Genomic DNA, 19,771 nt, shown 5'->3' with positions numbered 1-19,771 from the left:
TATCATTATAAAAAGTGTCGCAATATCATTCTATTGTGTTACTTTTTTACTATCATAAAGAGATACTATTGAGTAGTTAATAAGAGATTATAACTAGAGATTAGATATAAAGCTCCTTTGAATTGAATAAGTTTTAGATAGATATTTTTAAAAGGAGTTGAAAAGTATATGGCTAAGCTCTTAACAGGTGAAAGTTTTAAATTAGATTCTGCTGTAAATGATAAGGAAGTGGAAAGTAGAGAAGCTACAATTCCTACAATAAATCAACCTGCACCAGATTTTACTACTCCAACTACTCAAGGAGAGATCTCTTTGTCAGATTATCGGGGGCAATGGGTGATGCTGTTTTCTCATCCTTCTGACTTCACTCCAGTTTGTACCACTGAATTTGTCTCATTTTCGAGAAATTATGGCAAGTTTCAGGAGTTGAATACAGCATTAATTGGTTTAAGCATCGATAGTGTTTACTCTCATATTGGCTGGGTAAGAAGTATTGAGGAGTTATTTGGAGTTAAAGTACCTTTTCCTATTATTGATGATTTAGGTTTTAAAGTAGCCAATAAGTATGGCATGATTCAGTCAGGTGTTAGTGATACCAGTGCAGTTAGGGCAGTCTTTATCATTGACCCAGAGCAGATAATTAGGGCAATAGTTTATTATCCACCACAGGTAGGTAGAAATACCAATGAATTATTGAGGTTGATTAAAGCATTACAGACAGCTGATAAGTATAATGTAGCTACACCAGCCAATTGGAGGTCAGGAGATCCGGTGATTGTTCCACCACCTAAGACTACTAAGGAGGCTGAACAGAGGTTAAAACAGGGCTATGATTGTAAGGATTGGTACCTTTGCTATCGAGATTTATATAAGAGGGATAGAAGAAAATAACTCAAAGACCATCCATTAATGGATGGTCTTTGAGTTATTTTCAGTATTATCAAGATTATCAAGCTGATATTATGCAAGGATAATTATTATATTTGGCGAAATAGGTTGATAGATAAGGTTGTCTATGGAGGTGAATTAATGGAAATTAAGAGGAGATTAGATCAATTATTGGCTAAGCAAGAAGAAGTATTGACAGAATATCAAGAGCTTATTGAAGAGATTGATATGGATAATATAATTAATGAAAATATTGAATTAAAAGAAGAAGTAGAGGATTACAGAGATGAAATTAGAGTTTTGCAGGAAGAGTTAAATCAATTAAGAAAGGAGAATGGTGATTTAAAGGTATCTTTAGGGGAGCAGATGATTAATGAACGGATAGAAATTTTGTATGCTTCTAAAAGAAAGAAGGAGATTTATTTTAAAGATACTGTGCACAAACAGCTCAATCAGCTAACTTTATTGGAAAGTTTGGCAGATGATAGACTGAGTAAATTAAGAGCAGTTGCTAATAAGGAATTAAATGCAGAAAAAGAGGAGTTCTTAAAAGAGATAGAAGAACTGAAGACTGAATTAGCTCACAGAATTGAAGAGAGAAAAAACAGCTTAAAAGAGGATGAAGAAGAGCTTCTAGCTGGATTAACAAGGGAGTATGATCAGCTTAGAGATGAAGAGGTTGATGAGAAGATTTTAGAAAAAAAGAAGAGATATAATGATATTGAAGTCAAAATCGGTCTTAATGTGGTTAATAAGATAGGGGTTATCCTCTTATTATTTGGGGTTGCAACAGCTATGAAGTATACCTATAGTACTTGGTTTAATGAATATATGAAAGGGATTGCTGGATTCTTACTTGGTGCTACCTTAATTGGAGCAGGAGAGTGGTTAAATAGAAAGGGGAAGAACCTATTTGCCTTAGGATTAGCAGGTGGAGGGATAGGAATTCTTTACTTTACTGTCTTTAGTTCTTATTTTATTTTGAATATAGTCAGTTTATTTATCAGCATCTTAGTTGCTATCTTAATTACTGCTCTATCTTTGGTCTTATCACAGCGTTATAAGTCGATGACTATCTGTGGAATATCTTTAATCGGTGGTTACTTACCCTTCTTTACCTATGTATTTATGGGGGGCTTAACAGTTACTCAGGTTTATATAGCTATGGCTTATTTATTAATTTTAAATATATTGGTGCTGTTAATTTCTTTAGAGCAGAAGTGGATCTATATCAATTACTTAAGCTTTATTTTAAATATCCCTTGCTTAGTATACTTAAGTTTTAGGGTAGAGAGTGAATTAATAGCTATAATTTATAGCATTATAGTCTTTGTAATGTATTTACTAATCACTTTAAGTTACCCACTTAGAAAGAAGAAAAATCTAAAGTTAGCAGATATAATCTTACTAGGAATCAATACAGCTACCAACTGCTTATTGGTCTTTGGACTCTTTAAAGAGGCGGGTTATGATTCTATTTTAGGGGTTTTGGCATTGGTTTATGCTTTAATCTACTTTGGATTAGGATATTATATGCAGAAGTCGCTTTCTTTAGAAAAGAAGGTGCAGGCATTGTTCTATATAACAGCATTGACCTTCAGTATCTTAATGATTCCCTTTCAGTTTGGTTTTGAATGGGCTGCCCTTGGCTGGCTAATTGAAGCCTTGATTCTTTTGACCTATGGAGTTAGGTATAAGGAGAAGAAAATGGAGTTTGGTGCTTGGGTAATATTTATCTTATGTTTGGCTACTTTTTATCTCTTAGATTTAATTAGTTTTTGGCATATTTCATTCTTCAAGTTGAAATATACCTTAATGACTTTAGGCTCAATTTATGTACTCTCTTTATATCTTAAGAGCTTTAATGATGATCATCTCTTTAAATACTCTCTTAAGGGGAAACTATTGAGTTGTTATAAATACTTTACCATAATTACAAGCTGGTTTTTTGCTATTAGAATGGCAGATACCCTCTATAATGATTATGTAGCTATTCAAGCAGGGAGGTATCTAGATTTTTATAATATTATTTTAATTTTAACGGTGACTATCTCTTTTTCTTATCTACTAAGTAAAATAAAAGTGATACAGGATAAGATAGTAGAGATTATGATTATATTCTTCTACTTACTAGCAGATATATGTGGTTTTATTCTTAACTTTATTGACTATGGGCAAGGGGCTAGCTTTGAATATAAGGTGTTAGCTATTGTTATACTCTTGTTTTATAATATCTTTATCTTCCTCAATTTAAAACAGTTATTATTTAGATTGATTAAAGCTGGCAGATTCAGTCTAGAAGGATATTTAATGAGTTTAGCCATCTATTTATTGGCTACACCTATTATCCTTATAACCAATCAATTTAATTTAGCAAATATTAACTTAATTATCAGCTTATTTATCTTAATTTTATCCTTTATTTATATTATTTATGGTTTTAAGAAGGCCTATATTTCTATTAGAAGGCTGGGCTTAGCTTTAGCTATTATCTCTACAGGAAAGTTATTTATATTTGATTTGAACTTTTTAGATACTACTGGTAGGGTGATAGCTTATTTCTGCTTTGGATTAGTCTTAATAGGGATCTCCTTTATCTATCAAAAGCTCAGCAATAGCTTTGAGGAGGTGGAAGGAAGATGAAAAGAACATTAATAACTATCTTAAGCTTATTACTTTTTAGTCTAGGAGTATTTGCTGATGATATTGATGAGTGGGGCTATCAAAAAAGGATAGACTTTAAGGCTAAAAGCGAATATATAAGTGTTTTCTTGGATGAAGATGTCTATAGGTATGGGCAGCAGGACTTAGCAGATATTAGAGTTATCAATGGTAGGGGAGAGTTTATTCCTTATTATATAAGTAATGGAAATTTAGTGATTAAACAAGCCACTCAGCTAGAATATGATTCAAGGAGGATATTAGATTTTGTAGATGATAAGAGCAATTACATTCAGGATTTTAAGATAACTTCTCCTGCTAATAATCAAGATATAATAGCTAATAAGATCTCCTTTGAAATAAGTGATGATTACTTCTTAAAAAAGATAAAAATTTATGGGAGTTATGATAACAAAGAGTGGGAATTCATAAAAGAGGATAATATTTATAGAACTAAAGATTCACAGAAGTTAAAAATATCTTTAGTTCAGAATTATAAATTTAATTATTATAGAGTTCTAATGCTCAAGGATATTGAAAAGACAGAGATAGATCAATTACAGGCTCTCTATGATAATCGAATGATAAAAGCTAGAAGCTATCAGAGAAGCAAAAGTGCTGACTATCAAATTATTCAGCAGGATAGAAAGACTATTATTGAGATTAACAATGATGATTCACTTAAAATAGAGCAGCTTAGAGTTAGCAGTAAGGATAACTTTAGAAGAAGTTATAGAGTTTTTTATAAAAACAGAGATGAAGCTGATTTTCAATCTGGAAGCCATGCTAAGATTTATCAGCTACTTTTTGATGACTTTAAAATAAAAGAAAATACTATCGGACTTAAGAGCAGCAACTCTAATTATTTAAATTCCGAAGTCATCAAAATTGAGATTTATGATGGTGATAATAAGCCAATTAAAATTGATGATATAGAGCTTAACTATACTATCGATAAAGTTGTCTTTAAGACCAATAAAGGTCAAGCTTATTATCTCTGCTTTGGAAATCCAAAGGCTAGAAGACCTATTTATGATATTGAGGAGTTTAGAAAATATATAGAGAATAAAGAGCAGGAAGAAGGAAAACTATTAGCGTTAGAAGTAAAGAAACAAGAAAGCAGGGTTAAAGAGAAAGAAGAAATAAATTTAGAGATGATATTAAATATTGTAGTCACATTAGTTTCATTATTACTGATCTTTTTATTGTTAAAGAGATTGAGGTTTAAAGATAATTAAGCAAATCCCTACTGAAAAATCAGTGGGGATATTTAATATTGGCTCTTCCATGATTTTTGTAAAATGTTTGTCTTTTTTTGAAATTAAGTATCAATAAATCTATAGTTTAGAATTTTACTGATTGATTATTGACATATGATGTGATAAAATAAGTACACCAGAAAACGTTTTCTTAAACTATGAAAGGGGTAAGGTCATGGAGAAGAGTGAAATAACCATTAAAGATGTTGCTAAATTAGCTGGATGCTCTCCAACGACAGTATCAAGAGTTATTAATAATAGTGACCATCCAGTAAGCAGTAAGACCAAGGCTTTAGTTAAGGAGGCTATCAAAGAGTTAAATTTTAGGCCTAATAGAATTGCTCAAGGATTAAAGAGTGATAAGTCCCATATTATAGGGGTAATTGTCCATGATATATGTGATTCCTATTTTGCTCAAATGGTTAAGGGGATTGAAGAATTCATTTCTGACTATGACTATATCATTAATATCTATAATACTAATCGGGGTATAGAGAAGGAGCTACATTCAGTCAATATGCTCAAGGTCAATAGAGCAGATGCAGTTGTCTTTGCAGGAAGTACTCTCTTAGATGAGGAATATCGAAAAATAATGGGGGAGTATGTTCAGAATTTAAAGAAGCAGGGGACAGTTATTGTAGGAGTAACACCACATCCTTTTGAAATAGTGAATATAGAGCTTGGCAATGAGTTAGCTGCCCAGACTATTACTGATTATGTATTGAATAAAGGTCACCGAAAGATAGCCTATGTTGCTGGTCCAAAGATTTTAAATACTAGCCAGCAGAGATCAGAAGGTTTTAAAAAGGCCTTGAAATGTAGAGGTATAGAGGTTGATAATAGGCTCATAATTCGAAGTGACTTTAGCTTTGAAGGTGGAAGAAAAGCGGCTTTAGAACTATTAGATAATATAGATGAAGTAACGGCTGTAGTGGCTGCCAATGATGCCACTGCTTTAGGTTTGATGTGGGAGTTGAATAATCAAGGAATTAAAGTTCCCCAAGATGTATCGGTGGTTGGGGTTGATGATCTTCCTGAAGCCAAATACTCTTATCCTCCTTTAACAACAATCTCCTTACCAGTATATAAATTAGGAAAGCAGATTGGAGAATATTTAATTAATAAATTACATGGCAATAAAATTGTAGACGATCCTGCCAATGTTCAGATTAGCTTGATTGAAAGAGGTTCTGTAAGGGATTTACTTTAATAAAATAGCAGAGCCTTTTTGCTATATAGAAACCGATAAAGATTTCATATTATATACCTAGAATTTAAATTTTTATAATTCTTTAAGGACTAAAAATTAGAAGAATTATTAGACGCAGATGTACGCAGACAAAAGCGGATTAAAGAATAAAAGATTATTAAGGTTTTAAATCGGAACTTAATCAGCGAGAATCAGCGTCAAAAAAGGTTTTTAAAAAGTTAAAGATACAAACATATTAGACACAGACTAAAGCATAAAAAGATTTAAAATTATTAAAGGTTTAAGTCTGAACTTAGTCTGTGAAAATCAGTGTCGAGATAGGTTTTGATTTCAATTTGTTTCTAAATAAATTGAAATTCTTTTTCATGTTATATATATGACTTAAACTAATGTTTTTTAAAAAAATTAGAAATTTTTGCAATGAATTAAAGGTAAAAAGAATAAATTAATACCTTAAAATTAATCTGGTTTAAATTTACCCCAAGATTATTTTCTTGAGAAGACTACTCTTAGGGCGTGTTGCTGACTAAACTATTAATTTTTAATCAATGAAATTTTATATAAATACAAAATAATTTGACAATTATGAGATTGTAAGTTATACTTTAAATAGTCAGACACAAATATTTTCCTATACTTAAAACATTTTCCCAAAAAGATTCTTAGATAAAAGAAGTAAAAATTTGTTGATTATTTGATGAGAAAGTGGTATAATTAATTTGTAGGAAGTGAATTAGTCAAACACAAAAATATTTTTTTAAAATCTATGGAAAACAATTTCCGTAAACTTTGATTCTAGCTAATATAATTAAGTGCTTGTCCCTATTAAAGATAAAATCAAGATAAAAAATGATCTGCTAGGTATCTTTAAAACTAAAAAATTAGTATAATAATGAATTTTTATAATGATTTACAATAACTTGTATAAGTATACTCAAAAACATTTTTTAGAGACTATGGAAAACAATTTCCATAGCATACCTATAAGGTTTAAAGAGATAAGAAAACATGAGATTTTATAAGTGATAGTGCAGAATAAGTGATATAAGATTATAATCCTGTGAAAACTTATGCTATTTATTAGTATAAGTTTAGCGGGATTTTTTGTTTATGACTTAAAAGTACTCTTTAGTGATAAAAGTGGCTAAATAAAAACATATAAGGCCATTTTTAGTATAAAATTATATATAATAATTTTTAATAAGTTTATAAGATTATATTTTTAGTTGAAGTTTTAAGAACATTTAAGAGGGGGGGATTAAGGATAAATATTTAGAAGGAATTAATAAGATTATAAGGGTATAATATAATTCAATCAGTTATTTAAGTGGATTAATAATAAGATTATAAGAAGAGAGGTTAAAAGAGAGAACTTTTAACCTCTTGAATAAAAAACAATCAAAAATTATTGTATCATAAGTAATAGCAAAAATAAAGGGGGAAGATAAATGTTGAAGAAGAAAACCATTATAACAACTTTGGCTTTGGTATTAGTTTTTTCTTTATCGATGACTGCAGGTGCTTGGTGGATCTTTGGCGGAGGAGATAAGAAAGAAGATGATGGTACCGTAACAATCCGTTTTGCTTGGTGGGGTTCTCAAAGTAGACATGAGAGAACCTTAAAGGTAATCAAGTTATTTGAGCAGAAATATCCTAACATTAAAGTTCAACCTGAATATACAGGTTGGGGTGGATATTGGGATAAGATGAATGCTCAGGCTGCAGGAAAGAACTTACCTGATGTTATTCAACATGTTCGTAAATATATTAGTGGCTATGCTGAAAATGGTCAGTTACTAGATTTAAGCCCTTATATAAAGGATGGTAGTTTGGATACTACTAATATTGCTGATGTATATCTTCAAATGGGTCAGGTTTATGGTAAGCAAATAGGATTGGCTACAGGAGTTAATGCTCCAGCAGGTTATTATGACAAAGAATTATTTGATAAGGCTGGTGTTGCTTATCCAAGTTCAGATGATACTTGGGAAGATAGAGCAGAGATGTTTAAAAAGCTTCATGACAGACTAGGTATCTTTGGTGCTTCAACACCAACGGCTCAACAAGATGGTACAGGTTTTACAGTTTATTTAAGACAGCATGGAGCAGATTTCTTTGCTGAAGATGGTAAGAGCTTAGGCTATGACAATGATCAGTTATTTGTAGACTTTATGAAGATGGATTTAGACCTTATGAAATCAGGTGCTGTACAGAATGCATCACAAAGACAAGAGTCTGCACGTGCTATTGAGGAGGATTTAGTAACTAAACAAAAGGCTGCAACTGCAACAAATTACTGGAGTAATCAGCTTGCTGCAATTTCAACAGGTGCTGGTAAGATGTTAACTCCATTCCTATACCCTACAGCTAAAGACCAAACTCAAGAGGGTAGATTCTTAAAGCCGGCAATGTTACTTACAGTAAGTAGTAATACAGAGCATCCAGAAGAAGTAATGAAATTCCTTAACTTCTGGTTCCATAATGTAGAGGCTGGTAAGATTTTAGGAACAGATAGAGGAACTCCAGTTGAGAGTAAGGTTAAATCAGCAGTGAAGATGGATGCAGGTAAGTATGATCAGATGGTATTTGGCTTTATTGATAAAGCTGCGGCAAATGCTGGTTCTGTGCTTCCACCTCAACCACCTGCATATCAAGAAGTGGTCAAAGCCTATGAAGAGGTTTATTGGAAGGTTATTTATAAGCAGATCAGTCCGCAAGAAGGAGCAAAATTGTTTAGAAAAGAAGCAAATAGTATACTTGGCAGATAATAATATACTTTAGAAATTATTTTTAAATTAAATTCCATAAGCTAGTATTTTAAAATACTAGCTTATGGAATTGATTATTGATTCAAGGAGGGGAAATAATTGAAAAATAAGTTTGAGGCACTGAGTACTGTTACTTCACTAGATACTGGAATGGATAGGAAGAAGTGGTTAAAAGAGAATTTAATAGGTTATACCTTTATTCTTCCTTGGCTGATTGGCTTTCTAGCATTCATTTTATATCCAGTATTGAGTTCATTATATTACTCTTTTACTAAATATAATATAGTAGGAACTCCACACTGGATTGGGTTAAAAAATTATATAACTATCTTTACATCAGATGAAAAGTTTTGGACATCACTAAAAGTTACCTTTTATTATGTAATCTTTGCTGTCCCCTTAAGGCTTACTTGTGCATTGGCTTTAGCAATGGTATTTAGAAAGACAAGACCAATGACTAATTTTTATAGAGCGGCTTATTATGTTCCTTCTATCTTGGGAGGTAGTGTAGCTATCTCTGTAGTCTGGAGACAATTATTTGCATCAGAGGGAGCTTTTAATGATATTTTAATAGCATTAGGGCTGATGAATGAACGTATATCCTGGATAGGTCATCCAGATACAGCGATTTGGACCTTGATTATTCTGGCAGCATGGCAGTTTGGTTCTCCAATGATAATCTTTTTAGCTGGTTTAAAGCAGATTCCTCAAAGTCTTTATGAAGCTGCTAAGATTGATGGGGCTAACAAATGGCAACAATTCACTCAGGTGACAATTCCTTTATTGACTCCTGTTATATTCTTTAATTTGCTTATGCAAATGGTTAAGATGTTTATGGTCTTTACCCAAGCATATGTTATTACTAAAGGTGGACCTTTAAATAGTACATTAGTATATGCTATGTATTTATTCCAAAAGGGTATTGGTTATGGTCACTTAGGCTATGGATCGGCTTTGGCTTGGATAATATTAATTATATTAACTTTAGCTACAGTTATTATCTTTAAAACATCTAATAAGTGGGTTTACTATGAAACGAAAGGAGACTAGTCAATGAAACTTTCTTTTAGTCAAAAAGAGAAATTAGAGGCAATATTATTTCAATTATTTGTTGGGGTATTCTGTTTTATAATGATTTATCCTCTTCTTTGGATGTTAGCAGGCTCATTAAAATCATCGGGTAATGCCCTAACTGCAACATTAATTCCAGATGGATTAAATTTCAGTAATTTTGTAGAAGGATGGAGAGGCTTTGGAGGGATTTCTTTTGCTACCTTCTTTAAAAACTCTTTCTTTATTGCTGGAACAGCTACAGCTGGACAGCTTCTTCTAGCATCATTTTCAGCTTATGGCTTTACAAGAACAAAATTTGTAGGGCAGAAGATTCTGTTTGCTATAATGATAGCTACAGTATTGCTACCGATGCAGGTACTAAGAATTCCACAATATATCATGTTTAATAAGTGGGGTTGGGTAGGTTCATATTTACCAGTAATACTTCCACAGATGCTTCCAGTACCTTTCTTTACATTCTTAATGGTACAGTTTATGAGAGGTATTCCTAAAGAGCTAGATGAAGCAGCAAAGATAGATGGCTGTAACCAATTTCAAATCTTCTTTAGAATTATCTTACCTAATTTAAAACCTGTACTAGTTACAGCAGGAATCTTTAGATTTTACTGGTCATGGAATGATTTTATGACACCATTACTTTACTTACAAGATGTCAAGAAATATCCAGTATCAATAGCTTTGAAGATGTTCTCTGATCCAAATGCAGTTACCAACTGGGGAGCTATGTTTGCTATGACAGTATTGTCTATCTTGCCAACCTTTATAATCTTTATCTTCTTACAGAAGCATTTAGTTGAAGGTGCAGCATCTTCTGGATTGAAAGGATAGATTTTAAAATTAACATTATGTTTAATCTTTGTCTTTAGAATTAATTGATTGATTTTAAGGAGGGTTAGTTTATGTCAAAAGTAGGATTTGCTGTAGTAGGAGTTAGAAACTTTGCTAATAACTATATAAAGAATATCAAAAAGATAGAAAAAGAGGGGCTTGTTAAATTAACGGCTGTAGTCGTTACAGATCAAGTCAATAATGCTGATCGAGTAAGAGAGCTGAGAAATGAAGGGATAAAGATATTTGGCTCATATGAGCAATTGCTTCAAGAAGGAAATGGGTGTGTTGATGTTATTGGACTTCCAGTCTCTATTGCTAGTCACGCAGAAATGGCTATTAAAGGGATGAAAGCAGGATATAATGTCTTATTAGAAAAACCACCTGCACCTACTGTAGAAGAGGTAGATGAGATTATAAAAGCAGAAAAAGAGACAGGTAAGTTCTGTTCTATTGGTTTTCAATTTATTCATTCCCATACAATCAGAAAGATCAAAAAGTATATTCTTGATGGCAAGTTAGGTGAGATTAAAGAGATAGCCTGCAAGGGATTTTGGCCAAGATATAAGTCCTACTATACTCGTAATGATTGGGCTGGTAAGAGTATTCATAATGGCAAAATAATCTTAGATGGACCAATGCATAATGCCTTTGCCCATTATTTAAACAATATGCTATTTTTGGCTGGAGAGAGTATGAATCAATCAGCTAAGCCAAAGAGAGTAAGAGCAGAGCTATATAGAGCACATACTTATATAGAAGCAGATGACAATTCTTGTATGGAAGTAGAGACTGAGGCTGGTACTAAAATATACTTTTATGTAACTCATGTTCCTAAAGTAAGGCGTGATCCTTATATTGAGATAGTAGGTAGTAAAGGAAAGGTTGCTTGGTATTTTGATGAGACTACTAAGATTTCTTTGGATAATGGTGAAGTAATAGAGTTTGATAATGAAGGAATTCTTCCTAAAGAAGAGGTCTTTAGAATTGCTGCTAAAAAGCATAAAGGTGAGATTGAAGAGCTTTATTCAACCCCTACAAATACTAGAAATTTTGTAGTAGCAATAAATGGGGCTTATGACTCTGCCAAAAAGATCAAAGCTATTCCTACAGGTTGTGTAGAAGAGTTTACAAATGATGATGGTGAGTTCCAAAGTGTTTTAGAGGGTATAGATGAGATGATAGATCAGGCCTTTGAAGAACGCAAACTATTTTCTGATTTGGATATAGATTGGGCTGAGAAGACTGAATGGGTGAATGTAGAAGACTATAAGGGGTTTAACCCATTTAAGTAGATAAGAAAGGATTTGATAATATGAGCAAAGGGTATAGATTTAACTATAGCTCTTTGGAAGAATTAAGGGAGGATATAGAAAAATTCAATTTAGATCTTCCTATTTCTAAAGAGATTGATATCTTAAAAAATAGAGTTGTTTTAGATAAAGGCTCTATTATACCTAATAGCTTAGTAGTTCACCCAATGGAGGGGGCTGATGCTAATAGTGATGGTACTCCTAGTGAATTGACTAAAAGAAGGTATAAAAGATTTGCTACAGGTGGAGCTGGATTAATCTGGCTTGAAGCAATAGCTGTCAATGAGAGTGGTAGAGCTAACTCAAAACAGTTATTTATGAATGAAGAGAATATAGACTCTTTTATCCAGTTAATAGATTTAATTAGAAGAGAGGCACATCAGAAGTATTCAGCAGATTTTAACCCTTATTTGGTGGCACAGTTGACCCATTCAGGGAGGTTTGGTGATAATAAGAATATTATATTTGAGGATGAAATTCTGGATCCAGTTTCTTCGGGGGAAAACGATTTCCAAATTATGAGTGATCAACAGCTTGAAGAATTAAAGAAGGATTATGTTAATTCTGCTAAATTGGCAAAAAAAGCTGGTTTTGATGCAGTAGATATCAAAGCATGCCATAGATATTTATTATCTGAAATGCTAGCAGCCCATACTAGAGATGGTAAATATGGTGGAGATTACGAAAGTAGAACTCGTTTTCTTAAAGAGGTTATCAGAGAGGTTAAAGCAGAGGTTGATATAGATTTAGCCATTAGATTAAATATCTATGATGCTATCCCTTATCCTTATGGTTGGGCTACTGATAAGAACGGTGAGATGGATTTAAGTGAACCAAAGCGATTGGTCAAAGAGTTAGAAGAGATGGGTGTTAAATTATTTAATATTACAGCAAGCACCCCATATCTAAAGCCTTATGTTAATAGACCCTATGATCAAGGAAAGCCAAAACCACCAGAGCACCCTCTACAGGGTGTTTATAGGCTATTATATCTGACTAAAGTAATTCAACAAGAGCTTAAAGATGGTGTAGTAGTAGGAACTGGCTTTACTTGGCTAAGGCAATTTGCTCCTAATATAGCGGCAGGAATGATTAAAGAGGGCTGGACAACACTAGTTGGATTTGGTCGCCAGGCTTTTGCTTATCCTGATTTTGCTTATGATATCCTCTATAATAATGGATTAGATCCTCAAAAGGTATGTATTTCTTGCAGCAAGTGTGCAGAATTAAAGGCGGCAAAGATGAATTCAGGTTGTGTGATTAGAGACCAGGAGATATATTTGGCGATTTATAGAAAGTTAATGATAGAGAATTTAGATGGACTTGCCAAATAGGTAGAGAAGATTGGATTATTGTGAAGGGGTATAATTAATAATATCTAGCAGATGATATCAAAATAGAGTTATAGCCCCTTTTTCTCTTGTAAATAATTTTAATAGTTAAGTTAATTATAGATGATTTATCAGTTGAGTTTAATTGATAAAAGCAACATTTGATAATAGCTAAAAGGAGGTATAGAGGTGCAAATTGGAGTTGTTACAGATGAAATCAGTAGAGATTTAGAAAAGGCCTTTCAAGTTGGAAGAGAGTTGGGCATTAAGGATTATGAGCTAAGAAGGATTGGAGAGAAGAGAGTTCCCAATTTGTCAGAAGAAGAGCTAAAGCAGGTAGAGACTTTGATTGCTGAATATGATGCTAATATCACTGCTTTATCACCTGGTATATTTAAAGTCTCTTTACATGACTCTCAACTAGAGCTTCATAAAGGTGAACTTTTAGAGAAGACTCTTAGCTTAGGGAAGCGATTAGGAGTAAATAAGATTGTTATCTTTGGAATCAAAAGAGATGAACAGAAGGATAACCCAGAAGATATGGAGCTAGTAATTAAGTATATCAAAGAGTTAGTTGATCGTGCCCAAGAAGAGGGCTTTGAAATTTTGTTGGAAAATGAACCTGGTTGGTGGGCTGATACAGCAGAGAATACTTTAAGGATATTAGAAGGGGTTAACAGTCCTAATTTTAAGCTTAATTGGGACCCTGGTAATTCAATTCGAACAGATGTAATTCCTTATCCTGACGAGTATGAGCTACTTAAAGATTATGTAGGAAATGTACATTTTAAGGATGCTAAAAGGGTAGATGGAGGATATGAATGCTGCACTATTGATGAAGGCGAGATAGATTGGGCTGGGCAGATAGAGGCCTTAAAAGCTGATGGCTACCAGGGTAATATCTCAATTGAAACTCATTGCAAGCCACGGATAGAAAAGACTAAGATTGATTTTGAAATTTTAAATAAACTACTAAATAAATAGTCTTACTAATCGATGATGCTTGTTTATAATACTAAAACTTTAATAAATTTTGAATTAAAGGAGGAGTACGATGATTGATACAGCTTTACCTATGTTAGATAAGAAGCTATTAGAAGAAGAGTTGTTGGGAACTGAAATTGCTGATTATTCAGCAGAAGTTTTAAATTATTCTGAGAGGGTATTACAGATTGGTGAAGGAAACTTCTTGCGGGCTTTTGTCAATTGGATGTTCCATGAGATGAATAAAGAGGGTGTCTTTAAAGGTAGAGCAGTTGTAGTGCAACCGATCAAAGAGGGAAGGGTAAGTAATCTAAATAAGCAAGACTCTTTATATACATTATATTTAAGGGGTATAGAAGATGGAGAGGTCATTAATCAAAAAGAGATTATATCTTCTATAAGTAGAGGGCTAGAAGCTAATACTGACTGGGAAGAGGTACTAAAGCTTGCTGAAAAGCCTGAAATGGAGTTTGTAGTCTCTAATACCACTGAGGCTGGAATTGTCTATGACCAAGAGGATAAGCTGACTGATACTCCTCCAAAGTCTTATCCTGCTAAGTTAGCAGCTTATCTTTATCGGCGCTTTGAATGTTTTGATGGAGCTAAAGATAAAGGAATGGTAATTATTCCAGTAGAGTTGATTGACCGTAATGGTGATAAGCTTAAGGAGATTATCATTAAATTAGCTAAAGATTGGGATTTGCCAGAAGAGTTTATAGCTTGGATAGAAGAGGCTAACTACTTCTTAAATACATTGGTAGATAGAATAGTTACAGGCTATCCTTTTAATGAGGTTGAAGAGTTAGAGGAAGAATTGGGATATCATGATCAAAATTTAGATACAGGTGAGATATTCCACTTATGGGTAATAGAAGGTGATGAACAGTTAAAGGAGAGGTTACCTTTCCATAAAGTTGGTTTAAATGTAAAGTGGGTAGATGACTTAACACCTTATCGAACAACAAAGGTCAGAATCTTAAATGGGGCACATACTTCGACTGTACCAGTCTCTTATTTGGCAGGGATTGATCTAGTAAGGGATGCAGTCAATGATGAATTAGTGGGAGAGTTTATCAAGCAAGCAGTATTTGAGGATATCATTCCAACCTTAGATGCTGACGAGCAAGAGTTAGAGTCCTTTGCTAATAAGATCTTTGATAGATTTAAGAACCCTTATATTGATCATAAATGGCTGGATATCTCTTTGAATTCCACTTCTAAGTTTAAGACTAGAGTCTTACCATCATTAGTTAAGTATATTGAAATCAAGGATGAACTGCCAAAAAGGCTAGTCTTTGCTTTAGCGGCATTGATTGCTTTTTATCAGGGTACAGAGATTAGGGATAATAAATTGGTAGCAACAAGAGATGATAAGGAATATTTGATTAGAGATAATAAAGAAGCTCTAGAATTCTTCTGTCAGCTATGGACTGACTATGAAGGAGAAGAGATTGATTTAGAAGGGTTAGTTAAGAGAGTATTGGCTAATCAGGATTTCTGGGGTAGAGATTTAAATGACTTAGCTAATCTAACGGAACAGGTTGAAAGTTACTTATTACAGATTATCTCTAATGGGATGGTCAATAGTTTAAAAGTACTTCTATAAGTTAGATAATTAAATAAAATTGATTTTAACAGGAGGTAATTTAATGGCTTTTTTAGATGAAAATTATTTATTAGAGAGTGAAACAGCTAAAAAGCTTTATGAGGAGGTTAAGAACCTACCTATCTTAGATGCCCATAACCATGGTGATGTCAAAGAGATTTTAGACAATGAGGGTTGGAGTGATATTTGGGAGGTAGAAGCTGCAACAGATCATTATGTGTGGGAGCTGATGAGAAAGAGAGGAGTATCTGAAGATAAGATAACTGGGGATGCTTCTAATAAGGAGAAATGGATGGCATTAGCCAAAGTTTTTCCTGAATTTGCAGGAAATCCAACTTATGAGTGGATTCACCTAGATTTGAAACGTAGATTTGGGATTGAAGAGGTTATTTCTGAGCATACTGCTGAGATGATTTGGGAGAAGACCAAGGCTAGATTAGCAGATGATGATATGAAGCCACAGAGGATATTAAAGGATATGAATGTACAGATTATGTGTACAACTGATGAGCCTTATTCTAAGCTAGAAGAGCATCAACAAGCTAAAGAAGAGGTTGAAGGGGTTAAAATTTTACCAACCTGGCGACCTGATAAGATTATGAATATTGATCAAGCAATCTGGAAGGAATCTGTTGAAAAATTAGCAGAGGCAACAGAGCAGAAAGTTGATACTTTTGAGGGATTGTTAGTTGCTTTACAGAAGTCTCATGACTTTTTTGAAGAAATGGGCTGTGTAGCCAGTGATCATGGTATTGTAGAGCCAATATCTTATTTTGTAGAAGAAAGTAGAGCTAGTGATATTTATGAAAAAGCATTAAGTGGTGAAGAGTTGAGTGAAGAGGAGATTAGAGATTATAAGGCATTTATGCTTGTTAAATTTGGCAAGATGAATGAAGCAAGTAACTGGGTAACTCAGCTTCATATTGGTGCTGTTAGAGATTATCGTGATAGCTTATATGAAACTTTAGGTGCAGATGTTGGAGGAGATATCTCTACTAGTAATATTGAGATAGCTGAAAATCTCAAATATTTTGTCAATGAATTTGATAATAGTCTAAAGATTGTACTTTATACTATGGAATCAACCCATTGGTCTACTGTAGCAACTATTTCTCGTGCTTTTCCTAATATTAGCTTGGGGTCTGCCTGGTGGTTAACTGATAGCCCTTATGGGATGGAAGAGCAATTAAGATATGTAGGTACCGTTGATTTATTAAATAATCATGCAGGAATGGTATCAGATTCTAGAAAGTTAATGTCTTATGACTCTAGAAATGAGATGTTTAGAAGAACTTTATCCAATGTAATAGGGAAGATGGTAGATAAAGGTCAGATGCCTTATCAGGTAGCTGCAGATTTAGTAGCAAATGTCAGTTACTATAGACCTTTGAATTTATTTTTTAAATAAGATTTATCTTATAGAAATCTTGATGTACTATAGATTGTAGAAGTTTGGCCTCTCTTATTGATTTATTTTGATGAATAGGTAAAATTCCACAACGACCTATAATACTATGATTGGGAGAGGCTATTTTATTAATTAATCAAAGCAAATAAATAGAAATTTAAATTAAAGATGACGCTAGTTTAAATTTCTATATTTCATAGGAGAATAACCAGTAATACTTTTAAATACACGTCCAAAATGAGTTAGATTATTATAACCTACTTTGCTAGCTATATCTGTAATATTTAAATTAGTCTGTTGTAATAACCTCTGAGCTTCTTTAACACGAATATGATTCTTATACTCTACAAAATTAAAGCCAGTTACTTCTTTAAAGGTCTTGCATAGATAAGAACTACTTAAGTGATATTTATTGCTGATTTTTTCTAGAGTTAGATTGTCATTATAGTGTTTATTAATATATGTTACAATATTTAATATTCTTGTATTGATAGGATCAGAATAGGTAGCTTCTTTTTTATATTTTAGTGATATTCTATTTAAAAAGATCAATATTTCAGTGATAAGAATTTTTATATAAGTATTATAGCCTTTTTGTTTATGCTTCTTTTCTTTTAAGACTTTAAAGAGTTTTTCTTCTAGCCATAATTGCTCTTCAATATCTAGTGATAATACAGTATTATCATTATTAAAGCATTTATATAAATTTATATCAGTTATATTTTGGTCAAGTGATTCTAATAATTTTTCGTTAAATTCAATTAATATTCTTTCATGGTTAGGGTTATCAGTATCAATAGTTTTATGGAGAATATTTTTATTGATAATAACAATATTTCCTTTCTTAATATGATATCTCTGATCTTTAATAAAATAATATCTTTCTCCATTCAATAAGTAATATAATTCATAGCTATTATGATAATGTTTTGCAGACATAGTATGAGGTCCACCAGTTCTTTTGATATGATTGATTAAATAACTTGCCATTAATATTCCTCCTAAATAGTAATTGTTTATTATTCTACCACAAAAAATGTAGAAGAACAATGAAATAAACAATATATGTCTTGTTTTTATTCGTTTTTTTATATAAAATCTCTTTAAAAAGATATAGGGGGATAAATTTATGAGATATGCAATTATTGGTACAGGATCGAGATCTTCAATGTATTATGAAGCACTTGTAAAGAATGAAGAGATCAGTAAAGAGAATGAATTAGTGGCGTTGATGGATTTGAACCAAAGTAGAATGGATTATGTAAACAAGACTTTAGGATTGAATTTACCTACCTATCAACCTTATCAGTTTGAAGAGATGCTTGAAACAGAAAAGATTGAAGGAATTGTTGTTACTACTAAAGATTCTCATCATCATGAATATATCATTAAGGGGCTAAAGAAAGGGCTAAAGGTAATTACAGAAAAGCCGATGACCACCAATGAAGAGAAGTGTCAAGAGATAATCGATACCATGGAAGAGACAGGTAATGATTTGATCGTAACCTTTAATTATCGCTATTCTCCTTATCGTTCTAAGGTTAAAGAGTTGATCCAAGATGGGGTTATTGGAGATTTAACCTTGGTAGAGTTCCATTGGTTCTTAGACACTACTCATGGAGCAGATTATTATCGTAGGTGGCATGGTGAAAAGAGAAATTCAGGTTCTTTGTGGGTACATAAGTCAACCCATCATTTTGATTTAGTAAATTGGTGGTTAGATGCCAAGCCAGAAGAGGTCTTTGCTTTTGGGGAAAAGAGATTTTATAAGCCTGAGACCTTCCAATATCGATTAAGATGTAAGACTTGTGATGTAGCTGATGACTGTAAGTTCTATTTAGATATGAGCTCTTCTAAGAAACTAACTGGTCTTTATCTAGAGGCTGAAGCAGAGGATGGTTATTTCCGTGATAGGTGTGTCTTCTCACCAGAGATTAATATCTGGGATACAAGAGCTCTTACTGTTAAGTATGATAACTCAGCATTATTGAGCTATTCTTTGAACAATTATGCTCCTTATGAAGGCTATAAGGTTGCTTTTGTTGGTACAAAAGGTAGAATTGAACAGGATGTTATTGAAGCTTCATATATTAGCGGACATGATGGTAAGTTAGAGAGAAGAACCCTTGATAATAATGTTCGCTTAGAAGTATTCCCTCTCTTTGCTGAATCCTATGAGGTAGAAGTAGAGGTCTCTAAAGGAGGGCATGGAGGTGGAGATATTCGCTTGCTTAAGGATATCTTCCTTGATACAGATCAAGAAGATCCTCTTAATCGGAAAGCAGGCGGAATAGATGGTGCTATGTCTATTTTGACTGGAATTGCTGCTAGAAGATCTATTGAAAAGGAACAGCTTATTAAGATTAATGATTTAGTTAAGTTTTAGTTTGATAAAAGGGACTAGTTACTAATTACTATCATCAATTTAACTTTAAATATAT

Annotated in this window: 14 protein-coding genes; 13 read left to right on the top strand and 1 reads right to left on the bottom strand. The window is 32.8% G+C overall.

Annotation, left to right across the window (positions count from 1 at the left end; genetic code table 11):
• Positions 1-168: 168 nt before the first annotated feature.
• The 12 genes from BX659_RS10000 (at position 169) to uxaC (ending at position 17,330) form a co-directional block, all read left to right on the top strand.
• Positions 169-891: a peroxiredoxin gene (locus tag BX659_RS10000; RefSeq protein ID WP_106231824.1), complete on the top strand. Its 723-nt coding sequence runs from the start codon at positions 169-171 to the stop codon at positions 889-891.
• Between the two features lie 138 nt (positions 892-1,029).
• Positions 1,030-3,531 carry a DUF2339 domain-containing protein gene (locus BX659_RS09995; RefSeq protein ID WP_097016954.1) on the top strand — a complete coding sequence of 834 codons (2,502 nt, stop codon included), beginning with the start codon at positions 1,030-1,032 and terminating at the stop codon, positions 3,529-3,531.
• Positions 3,528-4,787 (top strand): DUF3999 family protein, encoded by a 1,260-nt coding sequence (locus tag BX659_RS09990; RefSeq protein ID WP_097016955.1) that lies wholly within the window; start codon positions 3,528-3,530, stop codon positions 4,785-4,787. The genes BX659_RS09995 and BX659_RS09990 overlap by 4 nt, the downstream gene beginning before the upstream one ends.
• Before the next feature lie 196 nt (positions 4,788-4,983).
• Complete coding sequence (locus tag BX659_RS09985; RefSeq protein WP_097016956.1) at positions 4,984-6,018, top strand: LacI family DNA-binding transcriptional regulator; 1,035 nt, start codon at positions 4,984-4,986, stop codon at positions 6,016-6,018.
• Between the two features lie 1,448 nt (positions 6,019-7,466).
• The gene (locus BX659_RS09980; protein WP_097016957.1) at positions 7,467-8,786 is read left to right on the top strand and encodes an ABC transporter substrate-binding protein; all 1,320 of its coding nucleotides are present in this window, start codon (positions 7,467-7,469) and stop codon (positions 8,784-8,786) included.
• A 99-nt stretch (positions 8,787-8,885) separates the two neighbouring features.
• Positions 8,886-9,836: a carbohydrate ABC transporter permease gene (locus tag BX659_RS09975; RefSeq protein WP_216358751.1), complete on the top strand. Its 951-nt coding sequence runs from the start codon at positions 8,886-8,888 to the stop codon at positions 9,834-9,836.
• A gap of 3 nt (positions 9,837-9,839) precedes the next feature.
• On the top strand, positions 9,840-10,688 hold the full coding sequence (locus tag BX659_RS09970; protein ID WP_097016958.1) for a carbohydrate ABC transporter permease: 849 nt from the start codon (positions 9,840-9,842) through the stop codon (positions 10,686-10,688).
• Between the two features lie 71 nt (positions 10,689-10,759).
• Positions 10,760-11,983, top strand: coding sequence for a Gfo/Idh/MocA family protein (locus BX659_RS09965; protein ID WP_097016959.1), 1,224 nt, complete (start codon positions 10,760-10,762; stop codon positions 11,981-11,983).
• Between the two features lie 20 nt (positions 11,984-12,003).
• A complete protein-coding gene (locus BX659_RS09960) occupies positions 12,004-13,335 on the top strand; it encodes an oxidoreductase (protein WP_097016960.1) in 1,332 nt (443 codons plus the stop codon).
• Between the two features lie 186 nt (positions 13,336-13,521).
• Entirely contained in the window at positions 13,522-14,316 is a 795-nt protein-coding gene (locus BX659_RS09955; RefSeq protein WP_172431835.1) for a sugar phosphate isomerase/epimerase family protein, read from the top strand.
• 70 nt (positions 14,317-14,386) lie between these two features.
• Positions 14,387-15,922 carry a tagaturonate reductase gene (locus tag BX659_RS09950; protein ID WP_097016962.1) on the top strand — a complete coding sequence of 512 codons (1,536 nt, stop codon included), beginning with the start codon at positions 14,387-14,389 and terminating at the stop codon, positions 15,920-15,922.
• Between the two features lie 43 nt (positions 15,923-15,965).
• Positions 15,966-17,330, top strand: a complete 1,365-nt coding sequence (gene uxaC, locus BX659_RS09945; protein ID WP_097016963.1) for a glucuronate isomerase — start codon at positions 15,966-15,968, stop codon at positions 17,328-17,330.
• A gap of 174 nt (positions 17,331-17,504) precedes the next feature.
• On the opposite strand, the gene BX659_RS09940 is transcribed toward uxaC, so the two are convergent.
• Entirely contained in the window at positions 17,505-18,320 is an 816-nt protein-coding gene (locus tag BX659_RS09940; RefSeq protein WP_097016964.1) for an AraC family transcriptional regulator, read from the bottom strand.
• A gap of 139 nt (positions 18,321-18,459) precedes the next feature.
• Here BX659_RS09940 and BX659_RS09935 point away from each other — a divergent pair, with 139 nt between their 5' ends.
• Positions 18,460-19,716 (top strand): Gfo/Idh/MocA family protein, encoded by a 1,257-nt coding sequence (locus tag BX659_RS09935; RefSeq protein WP_097016965.1) that lies wholly within the window; start codon positions 18,460-18,462, stop codon positions 19,714-19,716.
• Positions 19,717-19,771 lie beyond the last annotated feature (55 nt).

The organism is Orenia metallireducens, from assembly GCF_003001995.1.
Classification (GTDB): Bacteria; Bacillota; Halanaerobiia; order Halobacteroidales; family Halobacteroidaceae; genus Orenia; species Orenia metallireducens_B.
This window is presented reverse-complemented; position numbering and strand designations above follow the sequence as displayed.

Excerpts from the sequence above, each read along its gene's own strand:
- BX659_RS10000 (WP_106231824.1), top strand. The coding sequence starts at position 169 with ATGGCTAAGCTCTTAACAGGTGAAAGTTTTAAATTAGATTCTGCTGTA.
- BX659_RS09995 (WP_097016954.1), top strand. The coding sequence starts at position 1,030 with ATGGAAATTAAGAGGAGATTAGATCAATTATTGGCTAAGCAAGAAGAA.
- BX659_RS09990 (WP_097016955.1), top strand. The coding sequence starts at position 3,528 with ATGAAAAGAACATTAATAACTATCTTAAGCTTATTACTTTTTAGTCTA.
- BX659_RS09985 (WP_097016956.1), top strand. The coding sequence starts at position 4,984 with ATGGAGAAGAGTGAAATAACCATTAAAGATGTTGCTAAATTAGCTGGA.
- BX659_RS09980 (WP_097016957.1), top strand. The coding sequence starts at position 7,467 with ATGTTGAAGAAGAAAACCATTATAACAACTTTGGCTTTGGTATTAGTT.
- BX659_RS09970 (WP_097016958.1), top strand. The coding sequence starts at position 9,840 with ATGAAACTTTCTTTTAGTCAAAAAGAGAAATTAGAGGCAATATTATTT.
- BX659_RS09965 (WP_097016959.1), top strand. The coding sequence starts at position 10,760 with ATGTCAAAAGTAGGATTTGCTGTAGTAGGAGTTAGAAACTTTGCTAAT.
- BX659_RS09960 (WP_097016960.1), top strand. The coding sequence starts at position 12,004 with ATGAGCAAAGGGTATAGATTTAACTATAGCTCTTTGGAAGAATTAAGG.
- BX659_RS09950 (WP_097016962.1), top strand. The coding sequence starts at position 14,387 with ATGATTGATACAGCTTTACCTATGTTAGATAAGAAGCTATTAGAAGAA.
- uxaC (WP_097016963.1), top strand. The coding sequence starts at position 15,966 with ATGGCTTTTTTAGATGAAAATTATTTATTAGAGAGTGAAACAGCTAAA.
- BX659_RS09940 (WP_097016964.1), bottom strand. The coding sequence starts at position 18,320 with ATGGCAAGTTATTTAATCAATCATATCAAAAGAACTGGTGGACCTCAT.
- BX659_RS09935 (WP_097016965.1), top strand. The coding sequence starts at position 18,460 with ATGAGATATGCAATTATTGGTACAGGATCGAGATCTTCAATGTATTAT.